Here is a 21,334-nt window from a genome sequence, read left to right as displayed (position 1 = left end):
GCCGGCTGCCCGATGACAAACCGGGCGACCAAAGACGACAAACCTCCGAAAAACGCTGTCGGGCGGCTGAAAAGCCGTCCGCAGTTTCTGCGTGTCCGGGAAGGAGAACGCCGCAAGGGCAAATTCTTCCTTCTGGAAGTTCTCGACCGCCAGGAACCGGATACCGGTGCCCGCGTCGGGTTCACCGTCACCAAGAAGCATGGCAACGCGGTTGAGAGAAACCGCATGCGCAGACGGCTCAAGGCAGCCGTCGGGCACAGTGCCGCAATTGCAATGAAAGACGGACACGATTATGTCATTGTCGCCCGACGCGAAGTGCTGACGGCGAATTTTGCCGACTTGGAGGCCGCGCTTTCCCAGCGCATCGAGAGCCGCCCGAGACAAGGCAATCCGAGGAACTCCGCCCCAGGAAAGCATGATGGAAAAAAACCGTAATTACTTCATCGCGATCGGACTATCGGTCCTGATCGTCCTTGCCTGGCAGTTCCTCTATATGGGCCCGCGCATGGAAGCCCAGCAGCGCGCCGACGAGGCCCTCAAGGCCCAGCAGGCGCAGCAGCAGACCATCAACCCGGAAAGCCCGGGCGCGACCTCGCCGACCACCGGCCTTCCGGGCGCAACACAGGCTCAGGCCACGGCCACACGTGAAGAATCGCTTGCCAAGTCGCCGCGCGTTGTCATCGATACACCGGCACTGTCCGGCTCGATCAACCTGACCGGCGCGCGCTTCGACGATTTGAAGCTGCGCGAGTACCACGAGACCGTGGATGACTCGAGCCCGCTCATCACGCTGTTCTCCCCGGCCGACACCAAGGACGGTTATTTCAGCGAAGTCGGCTTTGTCGGTAGCGCCGATTCCGGCAGCGTTCCGGGCCCCGGCACCCAGTGGACCGTCGCCAGCGGCGAAAAGGTCACTGTGCAGACCCCGGTCACCCTGACCTGGACCAACGACAAGGGCGTGGTTTTCACCCGCAAGATCTCCGTCGACGAGCATTACATGCTGACGATTGACGACAAGATCGACAACCCGACCGCTGCCGCCATCAACATCGGCTCCTATGGCCGCGTCACCCGCTACAACAAGCCGGCAACACCTTCGGTCTGGGTTATCCATGAAGGTTTCCTCGGCGTCGCGGGCACCGATGGCAGCCTTTCGGAAAACACCTATTCGAACATCGAAAAAGAGAACGTCACGCATCCGAAGGCGACCGGTGGCTGGCTCGGCATCACCGACAAGTACTGGGCAGCAGCTCTCGTACCGCCGCAGGCCGTTGCCTACGAGTCGCGTTATTCGCACTTCACCGATGGTCAGCCGCGTTACCAGGCCGACTTCAAGACCGACAATGTCACCATCCAGCCGAATGGCTCGACCGAGTTGAAGAACCTGCTTTTCGCCGGCGCCAAGGAAGTGCCGCTGATCTCGCAGTATGAAACCCAGTTCTCGATCCCGCTGTTCGACCGCATGATCGACTGGGGCTGGTTCTGGTTCTTCACCAAGCCGATGTTCCAGCTGATGGACTTCTTCTTCCGTCACGTCGGCAACTTTGGTGTCGCCATCCTGCTCACCACTATCGTCGTCAAGGCGATCTTCTTCCCGCTGGCCAGCAAGCAGTATGCTTCGATGGCCAACATGAAGCGCGTTCAGCCGAAGATGGAAGAGCTGAAGGCCAAGCATGGCGACGACCGCATGGCCCTGCAAAAGGGCATGATGGAGCTGTACAAGGAAGAAAAGATCAACCCGATCGCGGGTTGCTGGCCGGTTCTTCTGCAGATCCCGGTGTTCTTCGCGCTCTACAAGGTCATCTACGTGACCATCGAAATGCGCCATGCGCCGTTCTTCGGCTGGATCCAGGACCTTTCGGCGCCGGACCCAACCTCGCTGTTCAACCTCTTCGGCCTCTTGCCCTACGACGTGCCGCATGCGCTGATGATCGGTGTATGGCCGCTGGTCATGGGTGTCACCATGTTCGTGCAGATGCGCATGAACCCGACGCCTCCGGATCCGACCCAGGCGATGATCTTCACCTGGATGCCGCTGGTCTTCACCTTCATGCTGGCAAGCTTCCCGGCCGGTCTGGTCATCTACTGGGCCTGGAACAACACGCTCTCGGTCACCCAGCAGGCGATCATCATGAAGCGCCACGGCGCCAAGATCGAACTGTTCGGAAATCTGGCGAGCATGTTCAAGAAAAAGCCACCGGCGGAAAAGCCCGCCGAAGACAAGAAATAAGCATGAGAAACCCTGCTTCGGCGGGGTTTTTCTTTGGGCGTTGCCGGCTGCCCTTAACCCGCAAAGCTTGACATTGCGGCCCAAAACCACGAAGCCCGAGCCTTCGGATCAAAGACAGGACACCAACACCAATGCCCACTGACGGAAACATGGACGCCAAGCCACTGTTCGGCCGCCCCTGGATCTTCATCCGTGGCGTGCCTTCGATGGATTTCCTGCCGCCGGAAGGCCCGCTGGAAGTGGCCTTTGCCGGCCGCTCCAATGTCGGCAAGTCGTCGCTGATCAATGCGCTGGTGGCCAAGAAGGGACTGGCGCGCACATCGAACACGCCAGGCCGCACGCAGGAACTCAACTATTTCGTTCCCGATGGTTTTTCCGGCCAGGCGGGCGACCTGCCGCCGATGGCGATCGTCGACATGCCCGGTTACGGTTATGCGCAGGCGCCGAAGGAACTGGTCGACAACTGGACCAAGCTGGTCTTCGATTATCTGCGTGGCCGGTCCACGCTGAAGCGCGTCTACGTGCTGATCGACAGCCGTCACGGCATCAAGAAGAACGACGATGAAGTGCTGGACCTGCTCGACAAGGCGGCTGTGTCCTATCAGGTCGTGCTGACCAAGACCGACAAGATCAAGGCGCCCGGCGTCGCTAAACTGCTCGCGGAAACGACGGAAAAAATTCGCAAGCGGCCGGCGGCCTTCCCGGAAGTGCTGGCGACCTCATCGGAAAAGGCGGGGGGCATCGACGATCTTCGTCGTGCCATCGGTGTTGCCGTCGGGAAGCCGGCCTGACGGATTGCTGTGGGGACGGCAGGGGGACACCGCCAGGCCGGCTGAACGGCCGGCTTCGGGGCGGAAGCGGCCGTCATAGAGTGATGGCCCGGCCATCTGAGCTCACATCGAACTCATCTTCGGCCGGACCATGCGCATCCGAACTTACATTTTCGGCAGAAGCACCGCATCGATGACGTGAATGACGCCGTTCGACTGCTTGACGTCGGCGATCGTCACATTTGCGACATTGCCGTTTTCATCGGTCAGGGTGATCTTGCCCATCGTTTCCTTGGCCTTCAGCACGCAGCCGCCGACCGTCTTGACGTCATGAGTGCCCTTGTCGTCCTTGATCATCTTTTCGATGGCCGTGGACATGGCATTGGCGGCAACCACATGGCAGGTCAGAACCTTGGTCAGCTGTGCCTTGTTTTCCGGCTTCAGCAGCGTATCGACCGTGCCCTTCGGCAGCTTGGCGAAGGCTTCGTTGGTGGGCGCAAATACCGTGAACGGTCCCTTGCCTGAAAGGGTATCGACAAGACCGGCCGCCTTCACGGCTGCCACCAATGTGGTGTGATCCTTCGAGTTCACGGCGTTTTCAACGATGTTCTTGTTGTCGTACATGGCGGCACCGCCGACCATCGGGTTCTTGGCCTGCGCCACGCCAGCAGCAGCCACCACGCCGACGATCGCCAGCGCGCGAATAACGGATTTCAACATTTCAGGAGTCCTCTTCCACAATTGTTCCGGCGGTCTCGGCGGGCTGCCGGAGCGCTGGTTCCTCATCCTCGGAACATAAGAAGAGACGGATGTGGACGGAAAAGAGTTTCAACCCGAGCGATAGATAAAAGAAAAAATCCGGCGATTGCGCGCCGGATTTTTCGAAGTTCATTCATGCGAGAAGTTGGCCTTATGGCGCGCGGGTCTGGCCCGCCGCAATGACCGGGCCGGTTGCCGTGCCGGTCGGCGAACCACCATATGGTTCGAGACTGACGGCAAGCGTGACGCCGGCAGCGATGCGGCTGCGCATGGCATCCGGTATCTCGATCTCGCCCTCGCCGCTTTGCGGCAAAACGCCGAGCGACACAGCCGGATCGTTGCCGGAGATCATCCACAGTTCGAGCGATTTCTGGTCGCTTGGTCCGGCCGCGACCGGTGTTACCGACAGGCGACCGCTATCGGCCCGATAGCTGGCGACGAGGCTGATGGCATTACCCTCGCCCGACATCTGCGCCACCAGCGGCTGGCCGGGTGCGGGCTTTCCGAACGGCTGGTTTTGCCAGATGACCGTGCCGGCGAGCAGTATGATCGAAAGCGCCGTCAGCGAACGCCACAAGGTCACCGAACTCCAGACACCGGCAAAACCTGACTTTGCAGACGCCGGGAAAAGCCGTGCCTCGATCCGAGGATAGACACCGGCGCGCGGCGTGGTCAGCTCATATTCGTCGTTGAAGCTCGACAGGTTTTCCGACCAGCGCCCGACCATGGCGGCAAAGGCCATGTCACGCGCCATGCGGGCCTCGACATTGCGGCGCTCTTCGAGCGACAGCACGCCGAGCACATATTCCCCGGCAATCACCTGGTCGCGGGCTCTATCACCTTCGCTCTGGTCCGGTGTGGTCATCTGTCCAAGCACTCTCTCAGCTTCAATAGGCTCCGCCGCAGCCAGGTGCGCATCGTGTTGAGCGGCACGGCGTGGCGGTCTGCCAGTTCCTGATAACTCAAACCCTCCACATAGGCGCTTCGAACGGCGCCTGCGCGGTCAGATTCCAACTCTTCCATGCACGTGTCAATGCGCTTGCCCTCGCCTTTCAGCACGGCAGCCTGTTCAGGATCGGCACCGCTATCGGCGATGTCCCATCCCTCTTCATCGATATTGCTGGCCACCGGTCGGCGCGCCCGCAACAGGTCGATCGAGTGGTTACGGGCAATCGCCATCAGCCAGCCAAGCGGGTTTATGCCACTTGCAGCAAAACGGTCTGCACGGTGCCAGATCTTGACGAAGATTTCCTGGAGGGCATCTTCGGCATCGGTCCTGTCCTTGAGAATACGAAGGCAGACGGAGAAAAGTTTCGGCGAGGTTGCACTATAAAGCGCCGAAAACGCGGCCCTGTCGCCAAGGCTTACGCGCGAAATCATCCCCGCGAGGTCTTCACCCGCCATGCTTGCATCCCCTTTATGTCCCTATCCCGCAAAGGTTGGCCAATGAGCCGCGATGTCAATATGGCAGATTGCTAAATCTGCGCAGGAATTGTTTTCACCGTCAAAAACATGCGTTAAAAGGCCCGCACTCGAGATGTAGGGATATTTCCATGACGGCTTCCGAAAGCGAACTCCAGGCCCAGTTGCTTGCACAGGCTTTGCCCTACATGCAGCGATATGAAAACAAGACGATCGTCGTGAAATACGGCGGTCATGCCATGGGCGACACCGCGCTGGGCAAGGCCTTTGCGGCCGACATCGCCTTACTGAAACAGTCGGGCGTCAACCCGATCGTCGTTCATGGCGGTGGCCCGCAGATCGGCGCCATGCTGACCAAGATGGGCATCGAATCGAAGTTCGAAGGCGGACTTCGTGTCACGGACCAGAAGACGGTCGAGATCGTCGAAATGGTTCTCGCCGGTTCGATCAACAAGGAAATCGTCGCGCTGATCAACCAGACCGGCGAATGGGCGATCGGCCTGTGCGGCAAGGACGGCAACATGGTGTTTGCCGAAAAGGCCAAAAAGACCGTGATCGATCCCGACAGCAATATCGAGCGCGTGCTTGATCTCGGTTTTGTCGGCGAAGTGGTGGAAGTCGACCGCACCCTGCTCGATCTTCTGGCAAAATCGGAAATGATCCCGGTCATCGCGCCGGTTGCTCCGGGCCGTGACGGCGCCACCTACAATATCAACGCCGATACGTTTGCCGGCGCCATTGCCGGTGCGCTGCATGCCACCCGCCTGCTCTTCCTCACCGACGTGCCGGGCGTGCTGGACCGCGACAAGAACCTGATCAAGGAACTGACCGTTGCGCAGGCGCAGGCCTTGATCAAGGACGGCACGATTTCCGGCGGCATGATCCCCAAGGTCGAGACCTGCATCGATGCGATCCGGTCAGGCGTTCAGGGTGTCGTCATCCTCAACGGCAAGACCGCCCATTCCGTGCTGCTCGAGATCTTCACCGAACACGGTGCGGGCACGCTGATCGTTCCCTGATCAGCCCGGACACGGTCAGGAGAGGGCGAACAAGCCCACCGGCCGCATATCGCCTTCGTGGCGCAGGAGCCATTTCTTGCGCCACAGACCACCGCCGAACCCGGTCAGCGAACCATCCGAACCGATGCAGCGGTGGCAGGGAATGACGATCGGGATGCGGTTGGCATTGTTGGCCTGAGCCACCGCCCGAAACGCCGTCGGTTCGCAGATCGCACGCGCCAGATCGCCGTAGGAACAGGTTTCCCCGAGCGGTACATCCAGCAGAGCCCGCCAGACACGACGTTCGAACTCCGTGCCCTCGTAATGAAGCGGGACGCGAAACTCGAATTGTTTGCCCGCCAGATAAGCTGCGAACTCATCGGAAAACTGTTCGAGCGCATCGCTGCCGCCCGGAATGACATTGGTCTTCAGCTTGCGCTCAAGCTGCGACACCGCGTTGTCCCTTGTCTTCTCGTCATGAAACTCGACGGCAACAAGATGCGTCTCGCTGGTGACGGCGAGAATCGGGCCGATCGGTGTTTCGAACCATTTCGCGGACAGGCCGATCCCTTCCATTCCTCTCTCCCTCCCGCCTTTTCGCACTGGCCTTTATTTCAGCGGCAGTGCATAACCCCGGCATGCCTCACCTGAAGACTTTGCCCGACCCCGCCGATTTCGCCCATGTCACCGAATGGGTGTTCGATCTCGACAATACGCTCTATCCGCATCACATCAATCTGTTCGCGCAGATCGATACCAACATGACCGCCTTCGTGGCGGAACTGCTGCAGATGGAGCCGGCGGAAGCAAAACTGCTTCAGAAGAAATATTACCACGAGCATGGCACGACGCTGAAAGGCCTGATGCTCAATCACGCAATCGATCCCGCCGCCTTTCTGGAACGCGCGCATGCGATCGATTATTCGCTGCTGCAGCCGCAGCCGGATCTCGGCGAGGCAATCAAGGCGCTGCCTGGCCGAAAATTCATCCTGACCAACGGCACCGTGCCGCATGCGGAGGCGGCCGCCGGCGCTATGGGCATTCTCGACCAGTTCGACGACATTTTTGACATCGTCGCGGCCGACTACCTGCCCAAACCGGCCAGCGCTACCTATGACAAGTTCGCTATCCTGCACCGTGTCGACACGAAGAACGCGGCCATGTTCGAGGACCTGCCCCGCAACCTGATCGCCCCGAAGGCGATGGGCATGCGCACCGTTCTTCTGGCACCGGAAGTGACGGCAGACATCGTTATCGAACGCTGGGAAAAGATCAGCGACGAGGATGTGCATATCGATTACCTGACGCAGGACCTTACCGGCTTCCTGCAGGCACTTCGGGCGTAACAGGGCCGGTGGGTTTGCGCCTACCTTACCGAAAGTTCATCCACCTTACAGATGTTTAAGTGGTGCCGCGCGGCACCGCCCCTTACCTTGAGGCTGTAAGAAGCAATAGGGAAGGAAACATCATGAACGCCAAGAAGATCGCACTTGCTGCCCTTGGAGCCGCCTTCGTGTTCGGCGCCACCGCCCCCGCAAGCTTTGCGGCTCCCGGCGATCGCGGCCCGAAGGGCCATGGTCCGCGCCACGAGATGGGCGGCCCGATGATGAAGGACCGCGCTTTCATCTACCTCCTGAAGAACGCCGATACCGACAAGGACGGCAAGGTGACGAAGGCCGAACTGACCGCCTTCGAGGAAAAGAAGTTTGCCGAAATCGACGCAGACAAGGACGGCTCACTGACGCCGGGCGAATTCCGCGCCTATCGCAAGGCCGCCATGGAAGCCTTCCGCAAGGAAAACCCGCGCCCTGAGCGTGAGGAAGCCAAGAAGGACGGCGACAAGAAGCCGGAAGAACGCGCCGAAGGCAAGGACGGCAAGCGCCACCACGCAAACGGCCCCGGCCGCCACGGCAAGGGCGGCGGTGGAATGGGCTTCATCCGCTTCGCCGACACCGACGAAAACGGTCAGGTGAGCAAGGCAGAAGCAACGGCTGCAACGGAAAAATTCTTCGCCTTCATGGACACCAACAAGGATGGTGCCATCAGCATCGACGACCTGCCGAACCGCCCCCTCTAATTTCCGGCAGAGCGTTGCAGAACCCGCCCCTTTCCCCCGAGGGGCGGGTTCTATATTTTCGAGATTGCGCCCTGATCAGCTTGGCCGGCTTTCCAGATCGGCGACCCTGTCGACCACCCCATCCAGCTTGTCCTCGATGCGACCGAGCGTGCCTTCGAGCTTCGATTGAAGATGCGCCAATGCACCAGTCAGTTCCATCTTGACCATGACCTCCAGATCGTCCTTGAGCTCAACTTCTCTCCGCTCCAGCCGGCGGGAAAAATCATAGGTCTGAAGTGTCAGCGTGCGGATGTCCGCAACATCCTTGCGTAACGCACGAACCTCTTCATTCGTGCGCTGCAGAAGTTTGGCGATGAAATTCAGATCGATGACGTCCTGGCTCATGGGATAAACCTCTCGGTTTATCCTAGTTGCATTTTTCGAGCGCCGCAATCGATCCGGTTTACAGCTCGTAAAAGTCCGAAACGACCTTCCACGCCTCATCAGCCGTCTCAACAAAGTTGATCAGTGCAAGATCTTCCGGCGCGATCGTGCCGAAATCGGCGAGTGCATCGAAATCGATGATGCCGCGCCAGAAGGATTCGGAAAACAGGATGAAGGGGATCGGCTCCATCCGTTTGGTCTGGATCAGCGTCAGCGCCTCGAACATCTCGTCCAGCGTGCCGAAACCGCCGGGAAACACCACGACCGCCTTTGCCCGCGTCAGGAAATGCATCTTGCGGATGGCGAAATAGTGGAAGTTGAAGCTGAGCTCGGGCGTCACAAACCGGTTCGGGGCCTGTTCGTGCGGCAACACGATATTGAGGCCGATGGTCGGCGCGCCGACTTCGGATGCACCACGGTTGCCAGCCTCCATCACGCCCGGACCACCGCCCGTGACCACGACATATTCCTTGAAATCGTCAAGCCGCGACTGTTCGGCGCAGAGGCCGGCAAACTTGCGGGCTTCCTCGTAATAGACGGAGGCAGCCGTGAGGTTCTTGCGCTGGACCTCGTTGCGCGCCGCCCATGGTTCGACACCCGGAGCAGGAATACGCGCGCCACCGAATAGTACCACGGTCGAGTTGATGCCCATTTCCTTGAGCGACAGTTCGACCTTCAGAAGCTCCAGTTGCAGGCGAACCGGGCGCAGTTCCTCGCTGCACAAAAAGTCCTCGTCGGCATAGGCAAGGCGATAGGAGGGCGACATCGTCTGCGGAGTTTTGGGAACGGCCTGCGCCTTGCGCTTGTCGGTGCCGCTGTCCTTCAGAGGATCCCATGAACCGTCCGCACGCCGGGCGGCTTCGTTTTCAGTCTTTGTCATTCCATTCCCTCAGTACCAAATCGCATTGACGCCTGATCGGTGGTCGCTTAGACCAAAGCCCATGTTTTTGCCAGACGGCAAGGCCATCTCCATCTTCACGATATCGCGTGACGTTTAAGGATTCCCCATGAGCAGCTTCGACTTCGCCGCCCTCGAAAAGACAATCGAGACCGCCTTCGACAACCGCGACAGCGTCAACGTTTCGACCAAAGGTGAAGTGCGCGATGCGGTCGAGACCTCGCTGAACCTGCTCGACAGCGGCCAGGCCCGCGTCGCGGTTCGTGGCGAAGACGGCAACTGGACCGTCAACCAGTGGCTCAAGAAGGCCGTTCTCCTCTCCTTCCGTCTCAACGACATGGAAGTTGTCAAGAACGGTCCGGGCAACTCGACTTGGTGGGACAAGGTCCCGTCCAAGTTCGAAGGCTGGGGCGAAAGCGAATTCCGCTCGGCCGGTTTCCGCGCCGTGCCGAACGCCGTCGTGCGCCGCTCGGCCTATGTCGCCAAGAACGTCGTGCTGATGCCGTCTTTCGTGAACCTCGGCGCATATGTCGATGAAGGCACGATGGTCGACACCTGGGCCACCGTCGGCTCCTGCGCGCAGATCGGCAAGAATGTGCACCTGTCCGGCGGCGTCGGCATTGGCGGCGTTCTGGAGCCTATGCAGGCCGGCCCGACCATCATCGAGGACAATTGCTTCATCGGCGCACGCTCGGAAGTCGTCGAAGGCTGCATCATCCGCGAAGGTTCGGTTCTCGGTATGGGTGTCTACATCGGCAAGTCGACAAAAATCGTCAACCGCGCCACCGGCGAAGTCACCTTCGGCGAAGTACCGCCTTATTCGGTCGTCGTTGCCGGCTCGATGCCGTCGGGCAATGCCACCATGCCGAATGGTCTTGCCGCGCCGCACCTCTATTGCGCCGTGATCGTCAAGACCGTCGATGAAAAGACGCGCTCCAAGACCGGCATCAACGAACTGCTGCGTGACTGATCCCAATCATCCCAAGGTCTATCCGATGTCCGTTGTTGATCCGGTCGCAAACCTGCAGGCGCTTATCCGTTGCCCTTCCGTCACCCCGGCGGAAGGCGGCGCATTGACCGCACTGGAAACCATGCTCAAGCCGCTCGGTTTTACCGTCGAGCGCATGGTGGCAAGCGAACAGGGCATGCCGGACATCGAAAACCTCTATGCCCGTATCGGCACTGAGGGCCCGCACCTGATGTTTGCCGGACACACCGATGTCGTGCCGCCCGGTGACGAGGCTTCGTGGAGCCATCCGCCCTTTGCCGCCGAGATCGCCGATGGCGAGTTGTTTGGTCGCGGCGCGGTGGACATGAAGGGCGGGATTGCCTGCTTTATCGCCGCCGTAGCCCGCCATATCGAACAGCATGGTGCGCCAGAAGGCTCGATCTCTTTCCTGATCACCGGCGACGAGGAAGGCCCGGCCGTCAATGGCACGGACAAGCTGCTGAAATGGGCAGCCGAAAAAGGCGAGCGCTGGGATGCATGCCTTGTCGGCGAGCCGACCAACCCGGACGTGCTCGGCGACATGATCAAGATTGGCCGTCGCGGTTCCGTTTCTGGCAAGGTCGTCGCCTACGGGGTGCAGGGCCATGCCGCCTACCCGCATCTGGCAGATAATGCGGTGCGTGGCGCATTGGCATTGGCATCGTCCCTGATGGACCCGCCATTCGATGCCGGCACACCGGAATTCCCTGCTTCCAATCTCGAAGTGACGACGATCGATGTCGGCAATCCGGCAACCAACGTGGTGCCGGCCAAAGCGACATTCGCCTTCAACATCCGCTTCAACGACACATGGACGGCCGATACGGTGAAGGTGGAAATCCTGCGCCGTCTGGATGCTGCGGCGGCGACAAACCCGCTGCGCCCCGGCCGTGATGCGACCCGCTACGAGATCACCTGGGCTGAACGCCCCAGCCATGTCTTTCTCACCCGCAACGATGCGCTGATCGGATCGGTCGCCGCCTCGGTCAAGGAGATCACCGGCAAAGAACCGAAGCTGTCTACGACCGGCGGCACGTCCGATGCCCGTTTCGTCAAGGATTATTGCCCGGTGGTGGAATTCGGCCTTGTCGGCCAGACCATGCATATGGTGGACGAGCGTGTGGCTGTGGCCGATCTCGAAACACTGACCCGCATATATGGCGACTTCATCACCCGGTGGTTTGCCGATGCCGTCATTCGCTGAAATTCAACTTTACATCTCCGGCCTGTGGCTGCTGATCAAGGGCGACGCACAAGGGTTTCGCCGACTTGACTTGACCGACCGCGGCATGAACCGCTCGTTCTGGGCGATCGCCTGGTGCCTGCCGCCGATGCTGATCTCCTGGAACTGGGCGCGCCTTGCGGTGCTGGAAGACAGTCCGCCGGGCACAAGACTGGGCCTGGCATTCTTCGCCAAACTGGGGCTGATCGACGGCATGAACTGGATCGTGCCGCTGGTGCTGGTCGCCGTGCTCTGCATGGTGCTTGGCTTGCGCGGGCGTTTTCCGGCCATCGTGGTGATTTCGAACTGGCTGTCGGTGCCGTTTTCCTACGGCTATGCGCTGCTGATCGTCATCGCGTTCCTGCTGCCGGGAAGCGAAGGTTTTGTTGCGCTTTTATGGCTGGCGCTGCTGCTGGGCCTGGTGTTTTCGCTGTCGCGCATCCTGCGAATGATCTTGGGGCCTCAGCCGCTGATCGTCGCCACCACGGCGATGACGCTGATCATTCCGTCGCTGCTGCTGTCTGATGCGCTGCAGACGTTTCTGGGCGTCTCGCCCTGATAGACATTCCTCCCGGCGTCAGAGATCGCCGGGATAGTCCACCTTCATGAAATAAAGCCCTTCCGGCGGCGCCACCGGTCCGCATTCCTTGCGGTCACGGGCTTCCAGTGCCTTGCGCACATCATCCGGTGTCACCTTGCCTTCACCCGCAATCTTCAGCGTACCGGCAAAGGAGCGGATCTGGTTGTGCAGAAAGCTCTGGGCGCTGGCGCGGATCTCGATCAGATCGCCGACGCGCGTCACATCCAGCCGATCGAGCGTGCGCACCGGGCTTTTGGCCTGGCAATGCGTGGAGCGGAAGGTGGTAAAGTCATGATGGCCGACCAGAGTCTGCGCGGCGGCATGCATGGCCTCGTGGTCGAGTTCTTTTGCCACCCACCATGCCCGGTTCTTCTCCAGCGCCAGCGGCGCCGGGCGATTGAGAATGCGATAGAGATAATGCCGCTTCAGAGCCGAAAATCGTGCATCGAACGTGTCATCGACCGCCATGACCTCGACGATCGAAACGCCTTCATTCGCCATCATCAGATGGGCGTTGACGGCATTGCGCAGCTTGTGGGGCAGCCATTGCCGCGACAGATCCGCATGAATGACCTGACCACGCGCATGCACGCCGGAATCGGTGCGGCCGGCGCCACGTATCGATACCGTCTCCCCGGTCAGCTTGAGAATGGCTTTCTCGATGGCCGACTGAACGGAGTGCCCGTTATCCTGACGCTGCCAACCGACATAGGCGGTGCCGTCATATTCGACGACCATGCGAAAGCGCGGCATCAGGCGACCTCGGAGGGCACGGGCAAAATGGTGCCGGCGACGATCGGCGTGCCACGCAGGAAATCGGCGGCATCGAGCGGCTTGCCGCCGGCCTTCTGCAGGCGTGTCAGCCGCACGGCACCCTCGCCGCAGCCCACGAGCAACGCAGTATCGGCCAGAACTTCCCCGGCCTTGCCCTGAGCTTCACCACATTCGGACCCCAGAACCTTGATGCGTTCCGGCTTGCCGTTGATCTCCAGTTCGAACCACGCGCCCGGAAACGGCGACAGGCCGCGGATGTGGTTATGCACATCACGCGCCGGTCTGGCAAAATCGATGCGCGTCTCGCCCTTGTCGATCTTGGCGGCATAAAGCACGCCCTCTTCCGGCTGGGTCGTCAGCGGCAGGTCGTCTGCCTCCAGCTTTTCCATGGCCTCGACCATGGCGCGGGCGCCGACCAGCATCAGCTTGTCGTGCAGCTCACCGGCCGTCATCGCCGCGCCGATCTCGACTTCTTTCGTCAGCGCCATCGGGCCGGTATCGAGGCCCTTTTCCATCTTCATGACAATCATGCCGGTTTTCTGGTCGCCGGCCATGATGGCACGCTGGATCGGGGCGGCACCGCGCCAGCGCGGCAGAAGTGAGGCGTGGCCGTTATAGCAGCCGAGCTTTGTACCTTCGAGAATGGCGACCGGCAGCAGCAAGCCGTAAGCCACCACAACGGCGACATCAGCCTCGAACGCGCGAAACGTCTCGCGGTCTTCCTCGGCCTTGAAATTCAGCGGCGTCAGAACCGGAATGCCGAGCAGTTCGGCGGCCTGATGCACCGGCGATTTGGTCAAATCCAGTCCACGCCGTCCTGCCGGCCGCGGTGGCTGGCTGTAGACCGCGACGATCTCATGGCCCGCGTCCTTCAACGCCCGAAGCGTCGGCACGGAAAAATCCGGAGTCCCCATGAAGATGATGCGAAGCGACATGCTGTTCTGCCCGTTTTTGTTCAGTGGTCTTCAAACGGGTTTACCAGAAGAAGATCAAGCCCCTCGAGATCTTTTCGATTGCGGGTGGCAAGCGTCGCGCCATGGGAAAGACAGGTGGCGGCAATCATGGCGTCCTGCACGCCGAGAGGACGACCAATGTTTTCGCGGCGGGCGCGGAGTTGGCCGGCCAGTATTGCACTCTCGTGTGTGAGTGGCAGAATTTTTCCGCCGAACCTTTTCAGCGTCTCGGAGAGCTTGGTTTCATGCCGAGAGGAACCGGTGCGTCGCAAGAACCTTTCAGCACCATAAGCCTGCTCCATCACCACGATATCACAGAGATAGATATCCGAATGCAGATTGGCGCCGTACCAACGCGCGACCGACCGGTGAAGGTTGGCATGGGTGAGTTCGGAAATGATGTTCGTATCGAGAACGATCACTCGAAATCCTCGAACGGACGACCGAAGTCGCGTTTGCGCTCCGCCTCGATCTCCTCCATGATCTCGATATATATGGCTTCTTCTTCTGCGTTATCCGCCTTCATGATGGAACGCAAAGCTTCGAGCGCCGACATCCCATCAAGGTCAGGCGCCTGCGGAACCTCTCCCACTTCCTGCCGCAGGATGGCCTTCACTTCATCGGACACGCTGTGGCCTGCCCTGTCGGCTCGGGCCACAAGGCTTTCTTTCAATTCCTCGGAAACATCGCGCACCAGCAGATCACCCATGGCCACCTCCTGTGATATCGGCAATATCATAGGTGCGGCGCGACGTTTTTTCAACGCAGCCGTCAGACCACCTTCGCCTTGGCAGCCTTGGTGAACCGCTTGATCACCATCTCGCGTTTCAGGCGCGAAATATGGTCGATGAAGAGGATGCCGTTGAGGTGGTCGAGCTCGTGCTGGAAGCAGGTGGCCAGCAGGCCGTCGGCCTCCAGCATATGTTCCTTGCCGTCACGACCGATGTGTTTCACCGTCACCGTCGCCGGGCGTTCGACCTCGGCATAATATTCCGGGATCGACAGGCAGCCTTCTTCGTAAACCGAGCGCTCGTCGGAGGACTTAACGATCTCCGGGTTGATAAACACCATCGGCTGTGCGGGATCGCCTTCCTTGGCGACATCGATCACCAGCAGGCGGCGCGCTACGCCGATCTGGATGGCGGCAAGGCCGATGCCGGGCGCGTCATACATCGTTTCCAGCATGTCGTCGGCGAGCTTCAATACCTCGTCGTCGACACGTTCGATGGGGGCGGAAACCGTGCGCAGCACTGGATCGGGCAGAATAATAAGCGGCTTGATCGTCATGCCCTCCCCATATCTCATCTTTTTCGGCGGGAAAACAAAAATTGCAAAGCCGGTTCATGCGACTATCGGCCAACGAACAATCTTCATTGCCATCGCGCGCATCATCGCATTTTGTTCCTGTTTTGATCTTTCGCACAACAGGAAATCTGCTAGGCTTGCGCCATGGAAACCCAACAAACCCTTCTGGCCGTGCTGACCGGCAACCCAATGCTTGCGGCCCTTGCCGGCGTCGTTGCCCTGCTGCTGATCTTCGCGTTGCTGATGGCATTGTCCGGCAGACGCGCTGCTGCCGATGCGCAGGAAGAGGCGGCGCGCCGCGCCACGGAGGCGGATGCGCGGCTTGCCGAACTGCTGCGGGCGCAGGCGGAAATGCAGGGGCGCATGGCGGCGATGGGCGAAGCGCTGAGCACGCGCCAGTCGGAACTCAACCGCGCCGTCAGCCAGCGACTGGACGGCATGAGCCACAGGCTCGGTACCACCATCACCGAACAGACCAAATCCACCCATGACAGTCTGCGGGCGCTGCAGGAGCGGCTTGCGGTCATCGATGCAGCGCAGAACAATATCCAGACGCTGGCGAAGGACGTGGTTGGCCTGCAGGCTATTCTCTCTAACAAGCAGACACGCGGCGCCTTCGGTCAGGGGCGGATGGAAACGATCGTTGCCGACGCGCTACCGCTCGGCGCCTACGGTTTTCAGACCATGCTGTCCAACGGCACGCGGCCGGATTGCACGATTGCCATGCCAAACGGCGCGCCGCCGCTGGTGATCGACGCAAAATTCCCACTGGAAGCCTGGAATATTTTTCGCGAAGCCACGGATGCGGATATTCGCCGCAATGCCGGCCAGCAGTTTCGCCGCGACCTGGAAGTCCACATCAAGGATATTTCCGAAAAATACCTGATCCATGGCGAGACGCAGGAGACCGCTTTCCTGTTCGTGCCATCGGAATCGATCTTTGCAGAGATCCACGAGCATTTCGAAGGCGTGGTGCAGAAGGCACAGCGCGCCCGCATCGTCATCGTCTCCCCTTCCCTGCTGATGCTTTCCATTCAGGTGATACAGGCTGTGCTGAAGGATCAGCGCATGCGCGAGCAGGCGCATCTGATCCAGGGCGAAGTGGCGCTTTTGATGGACGATCTCGGCAGGCTGGACGACCGCACGCGCAAACTGCAGAGCCATTTCATGGCAGCGCAGAAGGATGTCGAACAGATCCTGACCTCATCAGACAAGCTGAACCGTCGCGGCGCGAAAATCGGCGCGCTGGAGCTTGAGGCTCCCGCTCCTCACAGCCCAGGCATCGAGGCCCATCCCCCCACAGTTTCGCACGGCGTCGAAAGCCGCACCGGCCTGCTGAAACTGCGGGTGGTTGACGAGGACTGATACAGTCGGGCAGTGTCGCCCGCAAAATATCTGCTTCGAACGCACGCACAGGCTTTTCATGATCACTGTCCTCGGCTCCATCAACATGGACCTCATCGCCACCACGCCCCGCCTGCCGGAGCCCGGCGAAACCGTTGCCGGCACCGGCTTCTCGACGGCTGCCGGCGGCAAGGGCGCCAATCAGGCGCTGGCGGCCAGAAGGGCAGGCAGCAGCGTACACATGGCAGGCTCTGTGGGCGAGGACGAGTTTGCCGGGCCCGCGCTGGAATTGCTGGATGAAGCCGGCGTCGATCTTTCGGCAGTGGCCCGCAGCAGCGAGCCGACAGGCACTGCGCAGATCCTGGTGGGCGGCGATGGCGAGAACATGATCGTCGTCGTGCCGGGTGCCAATGGCACGATCGATGACGATCAGGCTCACATTGCCGTCGGCACGATGCGGGCCGGCAGCCTGCTCATGCTGCAGCTGGAAATTCCGGCGGCGAGCGTCGAACGCGCCCTTCTGTCTGCCCGCGCCCAGCATATCGTCAGCATTCTCAACACTGCGCCGCTGACACCGGAGGCTGCAGAGCTGGCAACGCTTGCCGATATAGTCGTTGCCAACGAGACGGAATTTTCACTGCTGATCGGCAGGACCATCACACGCGCTGACGAACGTGAAGCGGCGATGCTGGAATGGCACTCCATACGCGGCCAGGCGCTGGTCGTCACGCTTGGTGGTGATGGCGTGATCGCTGTCCGCAACGGCATGGTGCACAAGGCCAAGGGGCTTGATATTGTGCCCGTGGATACGGTCGGTGCCGGCGACACGTTCTGCGGTTATCTCGTGTCCGGGCTTGAGCAGGGGCTTGATTTCCCCGACGCGCTGCGCCGCGCCGCCATTGCCGGCTCGCTTGCCTGCCTGAAGGCCGGCGCACAACCGTCGATACCGACGGCGCAAGAGGTTGCCGCGCATCTTTGATGCGCTTTCCCCTTGCTGCGGGCGCTTTCGGTGCTTGCAGCAAGGCTGCAGATTTCCCATATGAATGTCGGAGCCGCATGCCACTTTCGGGTGCGGACATGGTCGCTTGAATTCAAGGACTGACACGACATGAGCCGAAGCACGACCTTCGCAAGCCCGCTGTTTCTGGGTTTTGACGCGATGGAAAAGACCCTTGAGCGCCTGGCAAAGGCGAATGACGGCTATCCGCCCTACAATATCGAGCGCATTGCCGCGAGCACCACAGGATGTGATGAGCGCTTGCGCATCACCATCGCGGTTGCGGGGTTTTCAGAAGAGGAACTCGACGTCACTGTCGAGGAAAACCAGCTTGTGATCCGCGGCCGCCAGATCGACATGCCGGAACGCGATTACCTCTATCGCGGCATTGCTGCGCGGCAGTTCCAGCGTGTGTTCGTGCTGGCTGACGGCATGCAGGTGGGCGGCGCCGGATTGCGCAACGGGCTTCTGTCGGTGGATCTCATTCGCCCGGAACCGGAGCGTATGGTGCGAAAAATTAATATTTCCGTCTCAGAGTAGGTCAACGGCGACGATGCCGGAATGCCCTCAAGACGGAGGCTGGAATGCTGCTTAAAGAAGCCACTGCGCGCCTGACGCAGAATGAACTTGTGGATCTCGGCGCCGGTGAAGTCGGCTATATCCGCAGGATGCGCTCAGAAGAAGTTTCGCGCTGCTTTCCGGAAGCTCCAGACATCGATCCGACCCTTGACCTCTGGGCCCTGTTCGGCGCCGACGGCACGCCGATTCTCTTGACCGACAACCGTTCCAGCACCTTTTTCAAGGCAGCGGAAGACGAGTTGCGCACCGTCAGCCTTCACTGAGAAAAAAACGGCGCGGTGCCTTGGGCAACCGCGCCTTTATCGTCTCCACAGAACTGCGTTCAGCGCGTCAGACGCGGCGGAACGTCAGATAGGCCGAGGAACGGCCTTCGCGCTTGGCCTTGGCCTCGTAGCGCGTGCCCGGCCAGCCGGCGAAGGGTGTCAGCCAGTCCGCAGGCTCTTCAGCCGTCCAGGCAAAGCCACCATGGTCGTGGCAATGGGTCAGCGTCCAGTTCACATAGGTATCGATGTCGGAGGCGAAGCAGAACAGCCCGCCCGGCTTCAGCACGCGGTGAAAACGCGTCAGGTTTACCTGCGACACGAAGCGGCGTTTCCAGTGTTTCTTCTTCGGCCACGGATCGGGATAGAGAAGATCGATCCGATCGACGCAGGCCTCCGGCATCCAGTCCAGCAATTGCGTGGCGTCATCGGCGTAAACGCGGATATTGTTCAGATCCAGCTCGCCGGCGCGGCCCAGAAGCTTTGCCATGGAATTGACGAAGGGTTCGACGCCGATGAAGCCGGTGGTCGGCTCTTCCTGCGCCCGGTGCACCAGATGCTCGCCACCGCCGAAACCGATTTCCAGCCGGATACGCTCCGGCGTGAAGGGAAACAGTTCGCCCAGATCCTTCGGCGCTTCGGTGTTCAGATCTACGGCGAGAGCCGGCAGAACCGTATCCATCGTTTCCGCCTGGCGTTCGCGCAGGGGTTTTCCCTTGCGTCTACCGAAAAAGGCTTCGGTGGCGCGTGTCGGATGCGATGGTTCGGTCATGGTCGGTCTTTCGAAATCAAAAAGCGGACGTCTCGGTTAGGAGACATCCGCTTTACAGTTTTATTCACTGGTCCGTAAAGACCGATCAAGCTGCCTTGATGGCATCCTTGAGCGGCTTTACCAGATCGGTCTTCTCCCAGGAGAACGAACCGTCGCGGCCGTTCTTGCGGCCGAAGTGACCGTAGGACGCAGTCTTGGCATAGATCGGCTTGTTGAGATCCAGGTGACGACGGATGCCGCCCGGCGAAAGGTCCATGGTCTTGCGGATAGCCGCTTCGATCTGATCTTCGGTGACGTCGTTGCCGGTCTCGTGCAAATCGACATAGACCGAAAGCGGCTGAGCGATACCGATCGCGTAGGAAAGCTGGATCGTGCAACGTTCTGCAAGACCGGCAGCCACGACGTTCTTGGCAAGGTAACGGGCGGCATAGGCGGCAGAGCGGTCGACCTTGGTCGTGTCCTTGCCGGAGAACGCACCGCCGCCATGCGGAGCAGCACCACCATAGGTGTCGACGATGATTTTGCGGCCGGTCAGGCCTGCGTCACCATCTGGACCGCCGATGACGAACTTGCCGGTCGGGTTGATGTACCACTTGCAATCGGCGTCGATCGGCAGGTCGCCGATGGCTTCGCGGATATAGGGCTCGACAACTTGGCGAACCTTTTTCGAATCCCAGCTCTCATCGAGATGCTGAGTGGACAGAACGATCGAGGCAACACCAGCAGGCTTGCCGTTTTCGTAACGCACGGTCACCTGGCTCTTGGCATCAGGACCAAGCTTGCCGGCATCGCCCTCGCCTTTTTTACGGGCCGTTGCGAGCAGCTGAAGGATCTTGTGCGAATAGTAGATCGGCGCTGGCATGAGGTCCGGCGTTTCCTTGCAGGCATAACCGAACATGATGCCCTGGTCGCCGGCACCTTCATCACCCTGCTGATCGGCGGCGCTATCGACACCCTGCGCGATGTCCGCAGACTGCGAATGCAGCAGCACGTCGATCTTGGCCGTTTTCCAGTGGAAACCGTCCTGCTCGTAACCGATATCGCGGATTGCCTTGCGGGCGGCCGACTTGAACTTCGCCGGATTGATGACGTCGTTGCCGTTCTTGTCCTTCTTCATCAGGCTCGGCGGCAGACGAACTTCACCGGCAATCACGACACGATTGGTGGTGGCCAGTGTTTCGCAGGCGATGCGCACCGTCCAGGGATTGACCCCGGTCTTCACGGCTTCGCGGTAGACCAGATCGACGATCTCATCGGAGATACGATCGCAAACCTTGTCGGGATGACCCTCAGCAACGGATTCGCTGGTGAAGAGGTAGTTGGCACGCATGTTGGGATTCCCCTCAAGAACAACTCGGCGAATGTGTAATGTCTTCGCCTCCGGAAAACAATAACACAACGACATAAATATATCTTTATGCGGTGATTTCGCTTTGATACGGCATGCATGCGACACCAGATCGCGCCCAAGGCGGCGAAAAAACATAAAAAAAAGCGGCCGTGAGGCCGCTTTCGAATAAGCAGTCTTGGGAGGAAAGCGTTATTCGGTATCTGCTTCTGCAGCGAGTGCCTTGACCAGATCAACCAGACGGCGGCGAACCTTCGGGTCGGAAATCTTCACGAACGCGCGGTTGAGTTGCAGGCCTTCCGAAGAAGACAGGAAGTCGACAACGTAGTTCGAGCTGGAGGCTTCGGCCATGCCGGACTGGCCATTTGCCTGATCGCCGGGAGCATCTTCGAAGAAGAAAGAAACCGGTACGTTCAGTATGCTCGAAATATTCTGAAGACGACTGGCGCCAACGCGGTTGGTGCCCTTCTCGTATTTCTGGATCTGCTGGAAAGTAATGCCGAGGCTTTCGCCCAGCTTTTCCTGGCTCATACCCAGCATGGTACGACGAAGACGAATGCGACTACCGACGTGAATGTCAATCGGATTCGGCTTCTTCTTATTCTCAATCATCTCACAGTCCTAGTTAAGTTGCT

The 21,334-nt window shown here is 60.0% G+C and carries 27 protein-coding genes; 13 read left to right on the top strand and 14 right to left on the bottom strand.

The window, feature by feature from the left end:
• Positions 1-12 precede the first annotated feature (12 nt).
• From rnpA to yihA, 3 genes are all read left to right on the top strand, one after another.
• A complete protein-coding gene (gene rnpA / locus AAIH70_RS18460; RefSeq protein ID WP_132276566.1) occupies positions 13-435 on the top strand; it encodes a ribonuclease P protein component in 423 nt (140 codons plus the stop codon).
• Positions 419-2,230 carry a membrane protein insertase YidC gene (gene yidC, locus AAIH70_RS18455; RefSeq protein ID WP_132276564.1) on the top strand — a complete coding sequence of 604 codons (1,812 nt, stop codon included), beginning with the start codon at positions 419-421 and terminating at the stop codon, positions 2,228-2,230. Before rnpA ends, yidC begins: the two co-directional genes overlap by 17 nt.
• Before the next feature lie 131 nt (positions 2,231-2,361).
• Positions 2,362-3,021 (top strand): ribosome biogenesis GTP-binding protein YihA/YsxC, encoded by a 660-nt coding sequence (yihA, locus tag AAIH70_RS18450; protein WP_132276562.1) that lies wholly within the window; start codon positions 2,362-2,364, stop codon positions 3,019-3,021.
• Positions 3,022-3,165: 144 nt separating this feature from the next.
• On the opposite strand, the gene AAIH70_RS18445 is transcribed toward yihA, so the two are convergent.
• From AAIH70_RS18445 to AAIH70_RS18435, 3 genes are all read right to left on the bottom strand, one after another.
• Positions 3,166-3,720, bottom strand: a complete 555-nt coding sequence (locus AAIH70_RS18445) for a fasciclin domain-containing protein (RefSeq protein ID WP_132276560.1) — start codon at positions 3,718-3,720, stop codon at positions 3,166-3,168.
• 190 nt (positions 3,721-3,910) lie between these two features.
• Positions 3,911-4,624, bottom strand: a complete 714-nt coding sequence (locus AAIH70_RS18440) for an anti-sigma factor (protein ID WP_132276558.1) — start codon at positions 4,622-4,624, stop codon at positions 3,911-3,913.
• Entirely contained in the window at positions 4,621-5,163 is a 543-nt protein-coding gene (locus AAIH70_RS18435) for a sigma-70 family RNA polymerase sigma factor (RefSeq protein ID WP_132276556.1), read from the bottom strand. The genes AAIH70_RS18440 and AAIH70_RS18435 overlap by 4 nt, the downstream gene beginning before the upstream one ends.
• Before the next feature lie 149 nt (positions 5,164-5,312).
• On the opposite strand from AAIH70_RS18435, the gene argB reads away from it, so the two are divergent.
• Positions 5,313-6,200, top strand: a complete 888-nt coding sequence (gene argB, locus AAIH70_RS18430; RefSeq protein WP_132276554.1) for an acetylglutamate kinase — start codon at positions 5,313-5,315, stop codon at positions 6,198-6,200.
• A 15-nt stretch (positions 6,201-6,215) separates the two neighbouring features.
• On the opposite strand, the gene AAIH70_RS18425 is transcribed toward argB, so the two are convergent.
• Complete coding sequence (locus AAIH70_RS18425) at positions 6,216-6,755, bottom strand: methylated-DNA--[protein]-cysteine S-methyltransferase (protein ID WP_430035080.1); 540 nt, start codon at positions 6,753-6,755, stop codon at positions 6,216-6,218.
• Between the two features lie 62 nt (positions 6,756-6,817).
• On the opposite strand from AAIH70_RS18425, the gene AAIH70_RS18420 reads away from it, so the two are divergent.
• Complete coding sequence (locus AAIH70_RS18420) at positions 6,818-7,525, top strand: pyrimidine 5'-nucleotidase (protein ID WP_132276550.1); 708 nt, start codon at positions 6,818-6,820, stop codon at positions 7,523-7,525.
• 122 nt (positions 7,526-7,647) lie between these two features.
• The gene (locus AAIH70_RS18415) at positions 7,648-8,256 is read left to right on the top strand and encodes a hypothetical protein (RefSeq protein ID WP_132276548.1); all 609 of its coding nucleotides are present in this window, start codon (positions 7,648-7,650) and stop codon (positions 8,254-8,256) included.
• Positions 8,257-8,331: 75 nt separating this feature from the next.
• On the opposite strand, the gene AAIH70_RS18410 is transcribed toward AAIH70_RS18415, so the two are convergent.
• Positions 8,332-8,640 (bottom strand): hypothetical protein, encoded by a 309-nt coding sequence (locus tag AAIH70_RS18410; RefSeq protein ID WP_132276546.1) that lies wholly within the window; start codon positions 8,638-8,640, stop codon positions 8,332-8,334.
• A gap of 58 nt (positions 8,641-8,698) precedes the next feature.
• A complete protein-coding gene (locus tag AAIH70_RS18405; RefSeq protein WP_132276544.1) occupies positions 8,699-9,559 on the bottom strand; it encodes an LOG family protein in 861 nt (286 codons plus the stop codon).
• A gap of 127 nt (positions 9,560-9,686) precedes the next feature.
• Between AAIH70_RS18405 and dapD the strand changes: the two genes are divergently transcribed.
• Genes dapD through AAIH70_RS18390 form a run of 3 tightly spaced genes read left to right on the top strand, consistent with a single transcriptional unit; the run spans position 9,687 to position 12,346 of the window.
• Positions 9,687-10,547, top strand: coding sequence for a 2,3,4,5-tetrahydropyridine-2,6-dicarboxylate N-succinyltransferase (dapD, locus tag AAIH70_RS18400; protein ID WP_132276542.1), 861 nt, complete (start codon positions 9,687-9,689; stop codon positions 10,545-10,547).
• 25 nt (positions 10,548-10,572) lie between these two features.
• Positions 10,573-11,769 carry a succinyl-diaminopimelate desuccinylase gene (dapE, locus tag AAIH70_RS18395; protein WP_430035138.1) on the top strand — a complete coding sequence of 399 codons (1,197 nt, stop codon included), beginning with the start codon at positions 10,573-10,575 and terminating at the stop codon, positions 11,767-11,769.
• Positions 11,753-12,346, top strand: a complete 594-nt coding sequence (locus AAIH70_RS18390) for a hypothetical protein (protein ID WP_132276540.1) — start codon at positions 11,753-11,755, stop codon at positions 12,344-12,346. The genes dapE and AAIH70_RS18390 overlap by 17 nt, the downstream gene beginning before the upstream one ends.
• 18 nt (positions 12,347-12,364) lie before the next feature.
• Here the strand turns inward: AAIH70_RS18390 and truA are convergent, their stop codons facing one another.
• From truA to def, 5 genes are all read right to left on the bottom strand, one after another.
• Positions 12,365-13,120, bottom strand: a complete 756-nt coding sequence (gene truA / locus AAIH70_RS18385) for a tRNA pseudouridine(38-40) synthase TruA (RefSeq protein ID WP_132276538.1) — start codon at positions 13,118-13,120, stop codon at positions 12,365-12,367.
• The gene (gene fmt / locus AAIH70_RS18380) at positions 13,120-14,076 is read right to left on the bottom strand and encodes a methionyl-tRNA formyltransferase (protein ID WP_132276536.1); all 957 of its coding nucleotides are present in this window, start codon (positions 14,074-14,076) and stop codon (positions 13,120-13,122) included. Before fmt ends, truA begins: the two co-directional genes overlap by 1 nt.
• 20 nt (positions 14,077-14,096) lie before the next feature.
• Positions 14,097-14,516, bottom strand: coding sequence for a PIN domain-containing protein (locus AAIH70_RS18375; protein WP_132276534.1), 420 nt, complete (start codon positions 14,514-14,516; stop codon positions 14,097-14,099).
• Complete coding sequence (locus AAIH70_RS18370; RefSeq protein ID WP_132276532.1) at positions 14,513-14,803, bottom strand: FitA-like ribbon-helix-helix domain-containing protein; 291 nt, start codon at positions 14,801-14,803, stop codon at positions 14,513-14,515. Before AAIH70_RS18370 ends, AAIH70_RS18375 begins: the two co-directional genes overlap by 4 nt.
• Positions 14,804-14,865: 62 nt before the next feature.
• On the bottom strand, positions 14,866-15,381 hold the full coding sequence (gene def, locus AAIH70_RS18365) for a peptide deformylase (RefSeq protein ID WP_245519230.1): 516 nt from the start codon (positions 15,379-15,381) through the stop codon (positions 14,866-14,868).
• A gap of 162 nt (positions 15,382-15,543) precedes the next feature.
• Between def and AAIH70_RS18360 the strand changes: the two genes are divergently transcribed.
• The 4 genes from AAIH70_RS18360 to AAIH70_RS18345 all read left to right on the top strand — a co-directional run bounded on the left by AAIH70_RS18360 (position 15,544) and on the right by AAIH70_RS18345 (position 18,582).
• Positions 15,544-16,764 (top strand): DNA recombination protein RmuC, encoded by a 1,221-nt coding sequence (locus tag AAIH70_RS18360; RefSeq protein WP_132276528.1) that lies wholly within the window; start codon positions 15,544-15,546, stop codon positions 16,762-16,764.
• A 58-nt stretch (positions 16,765-16,822) separates the two neighbouring features.
• Positions 16,823-17,722 (top strand): ribokinase, encoded by a 900-nt coding sequence (locus tag AAIH70_RS18355; protein WP_132276526.1) that lies wholly within the window; start codon positions 16,823-16,825, stop codon positions 17,720-17,722.
• Between the two features lie 129 nt (positions 17,723-17,851).
• The gene (locus tag AAIH70_RS18350; RefSeq protein WP_132276524.1) at positions 17,852-18,280 is read left to right on the top strand and encodes an Hsp20 family protein; all 429 of its coding nucleotides are present in this window, start codon (positions 17,852-17,854) and stop codon (positions 18,278-18,280) included.
• A gap of 44 nt (positions 18,281-18,324) precedes the next feature.
• Entirely contained in the window at positions 18,325-18,582 is a 258-nt protein-coding gene (locus tag AAIH70_RS18345) for a DUF1150 family protein (protein ID WP_132276522.1), read from the top strand.
• 67 nt (positions 18,583-18,649) lie between these two features.
• On the opposite strand, the gene trmB is transcribed toward AAIH70_RS18345, so the two are convergent.
• The 3 genes from trmB to AAIH70_RS18330 form a co-directional block, all read right to left on the bottom strand.
• On the bottom strand, positions 18,650-19,351 hold the full coding sequence (trmB, locus tag AAIH70_RS18340; RefSeq protein WP_132276520.1) for a tRNA (guanosine(46)-N7)-methyltransferase TrmB: 702 nt from the start codon (positions 19,349-19,351) through the stop codon (positions 18,650-18,652).
• An 85-nt stretch (positions 19,352-19,436) separates the two neighbouring features.
• Entirely contained in the window at positions 19,437-20,681 is a 1,245-nt protein-coding gene (metK, locus tag AAIH70_RS18335; RefSeq protein WP_132276518.1) for a methionine adenosyltransferase, read from the bottom strand.
• Between the two features lie 210 nt (positions 20,682-20,891).
• Positions 20,892-21,311 carry a helix-turn-helix domain-containing protein gene (locus AAIH70_RS18330; protein ID WP_132276516.1) on the bottom strand — a complete coding sequence of 140 codons (420 nt, stop codon included), beginning with the start codon at positions 21,309-21,311 and terminating at the stop codon, positions 20,892-20,894.
• Positions 21,312-21,334 lie beyond the last annotated feature (23 nt).

Origin of the sequence: Neorhizobium sp. BT27B, assembly GCF_050455485.1 — a bacterium.
Classification (GTDB): Bacteria; Pseudomonadota; Alphaproteobacteria; order Rhizobiales; family Rhizobiaceae; genus Neorhizobium.
The sequence above is the reverse complement of the archived record's forward strand: the minus strand, read 5'-3'. Positions and strand labels throughout refer to the sequence as shown.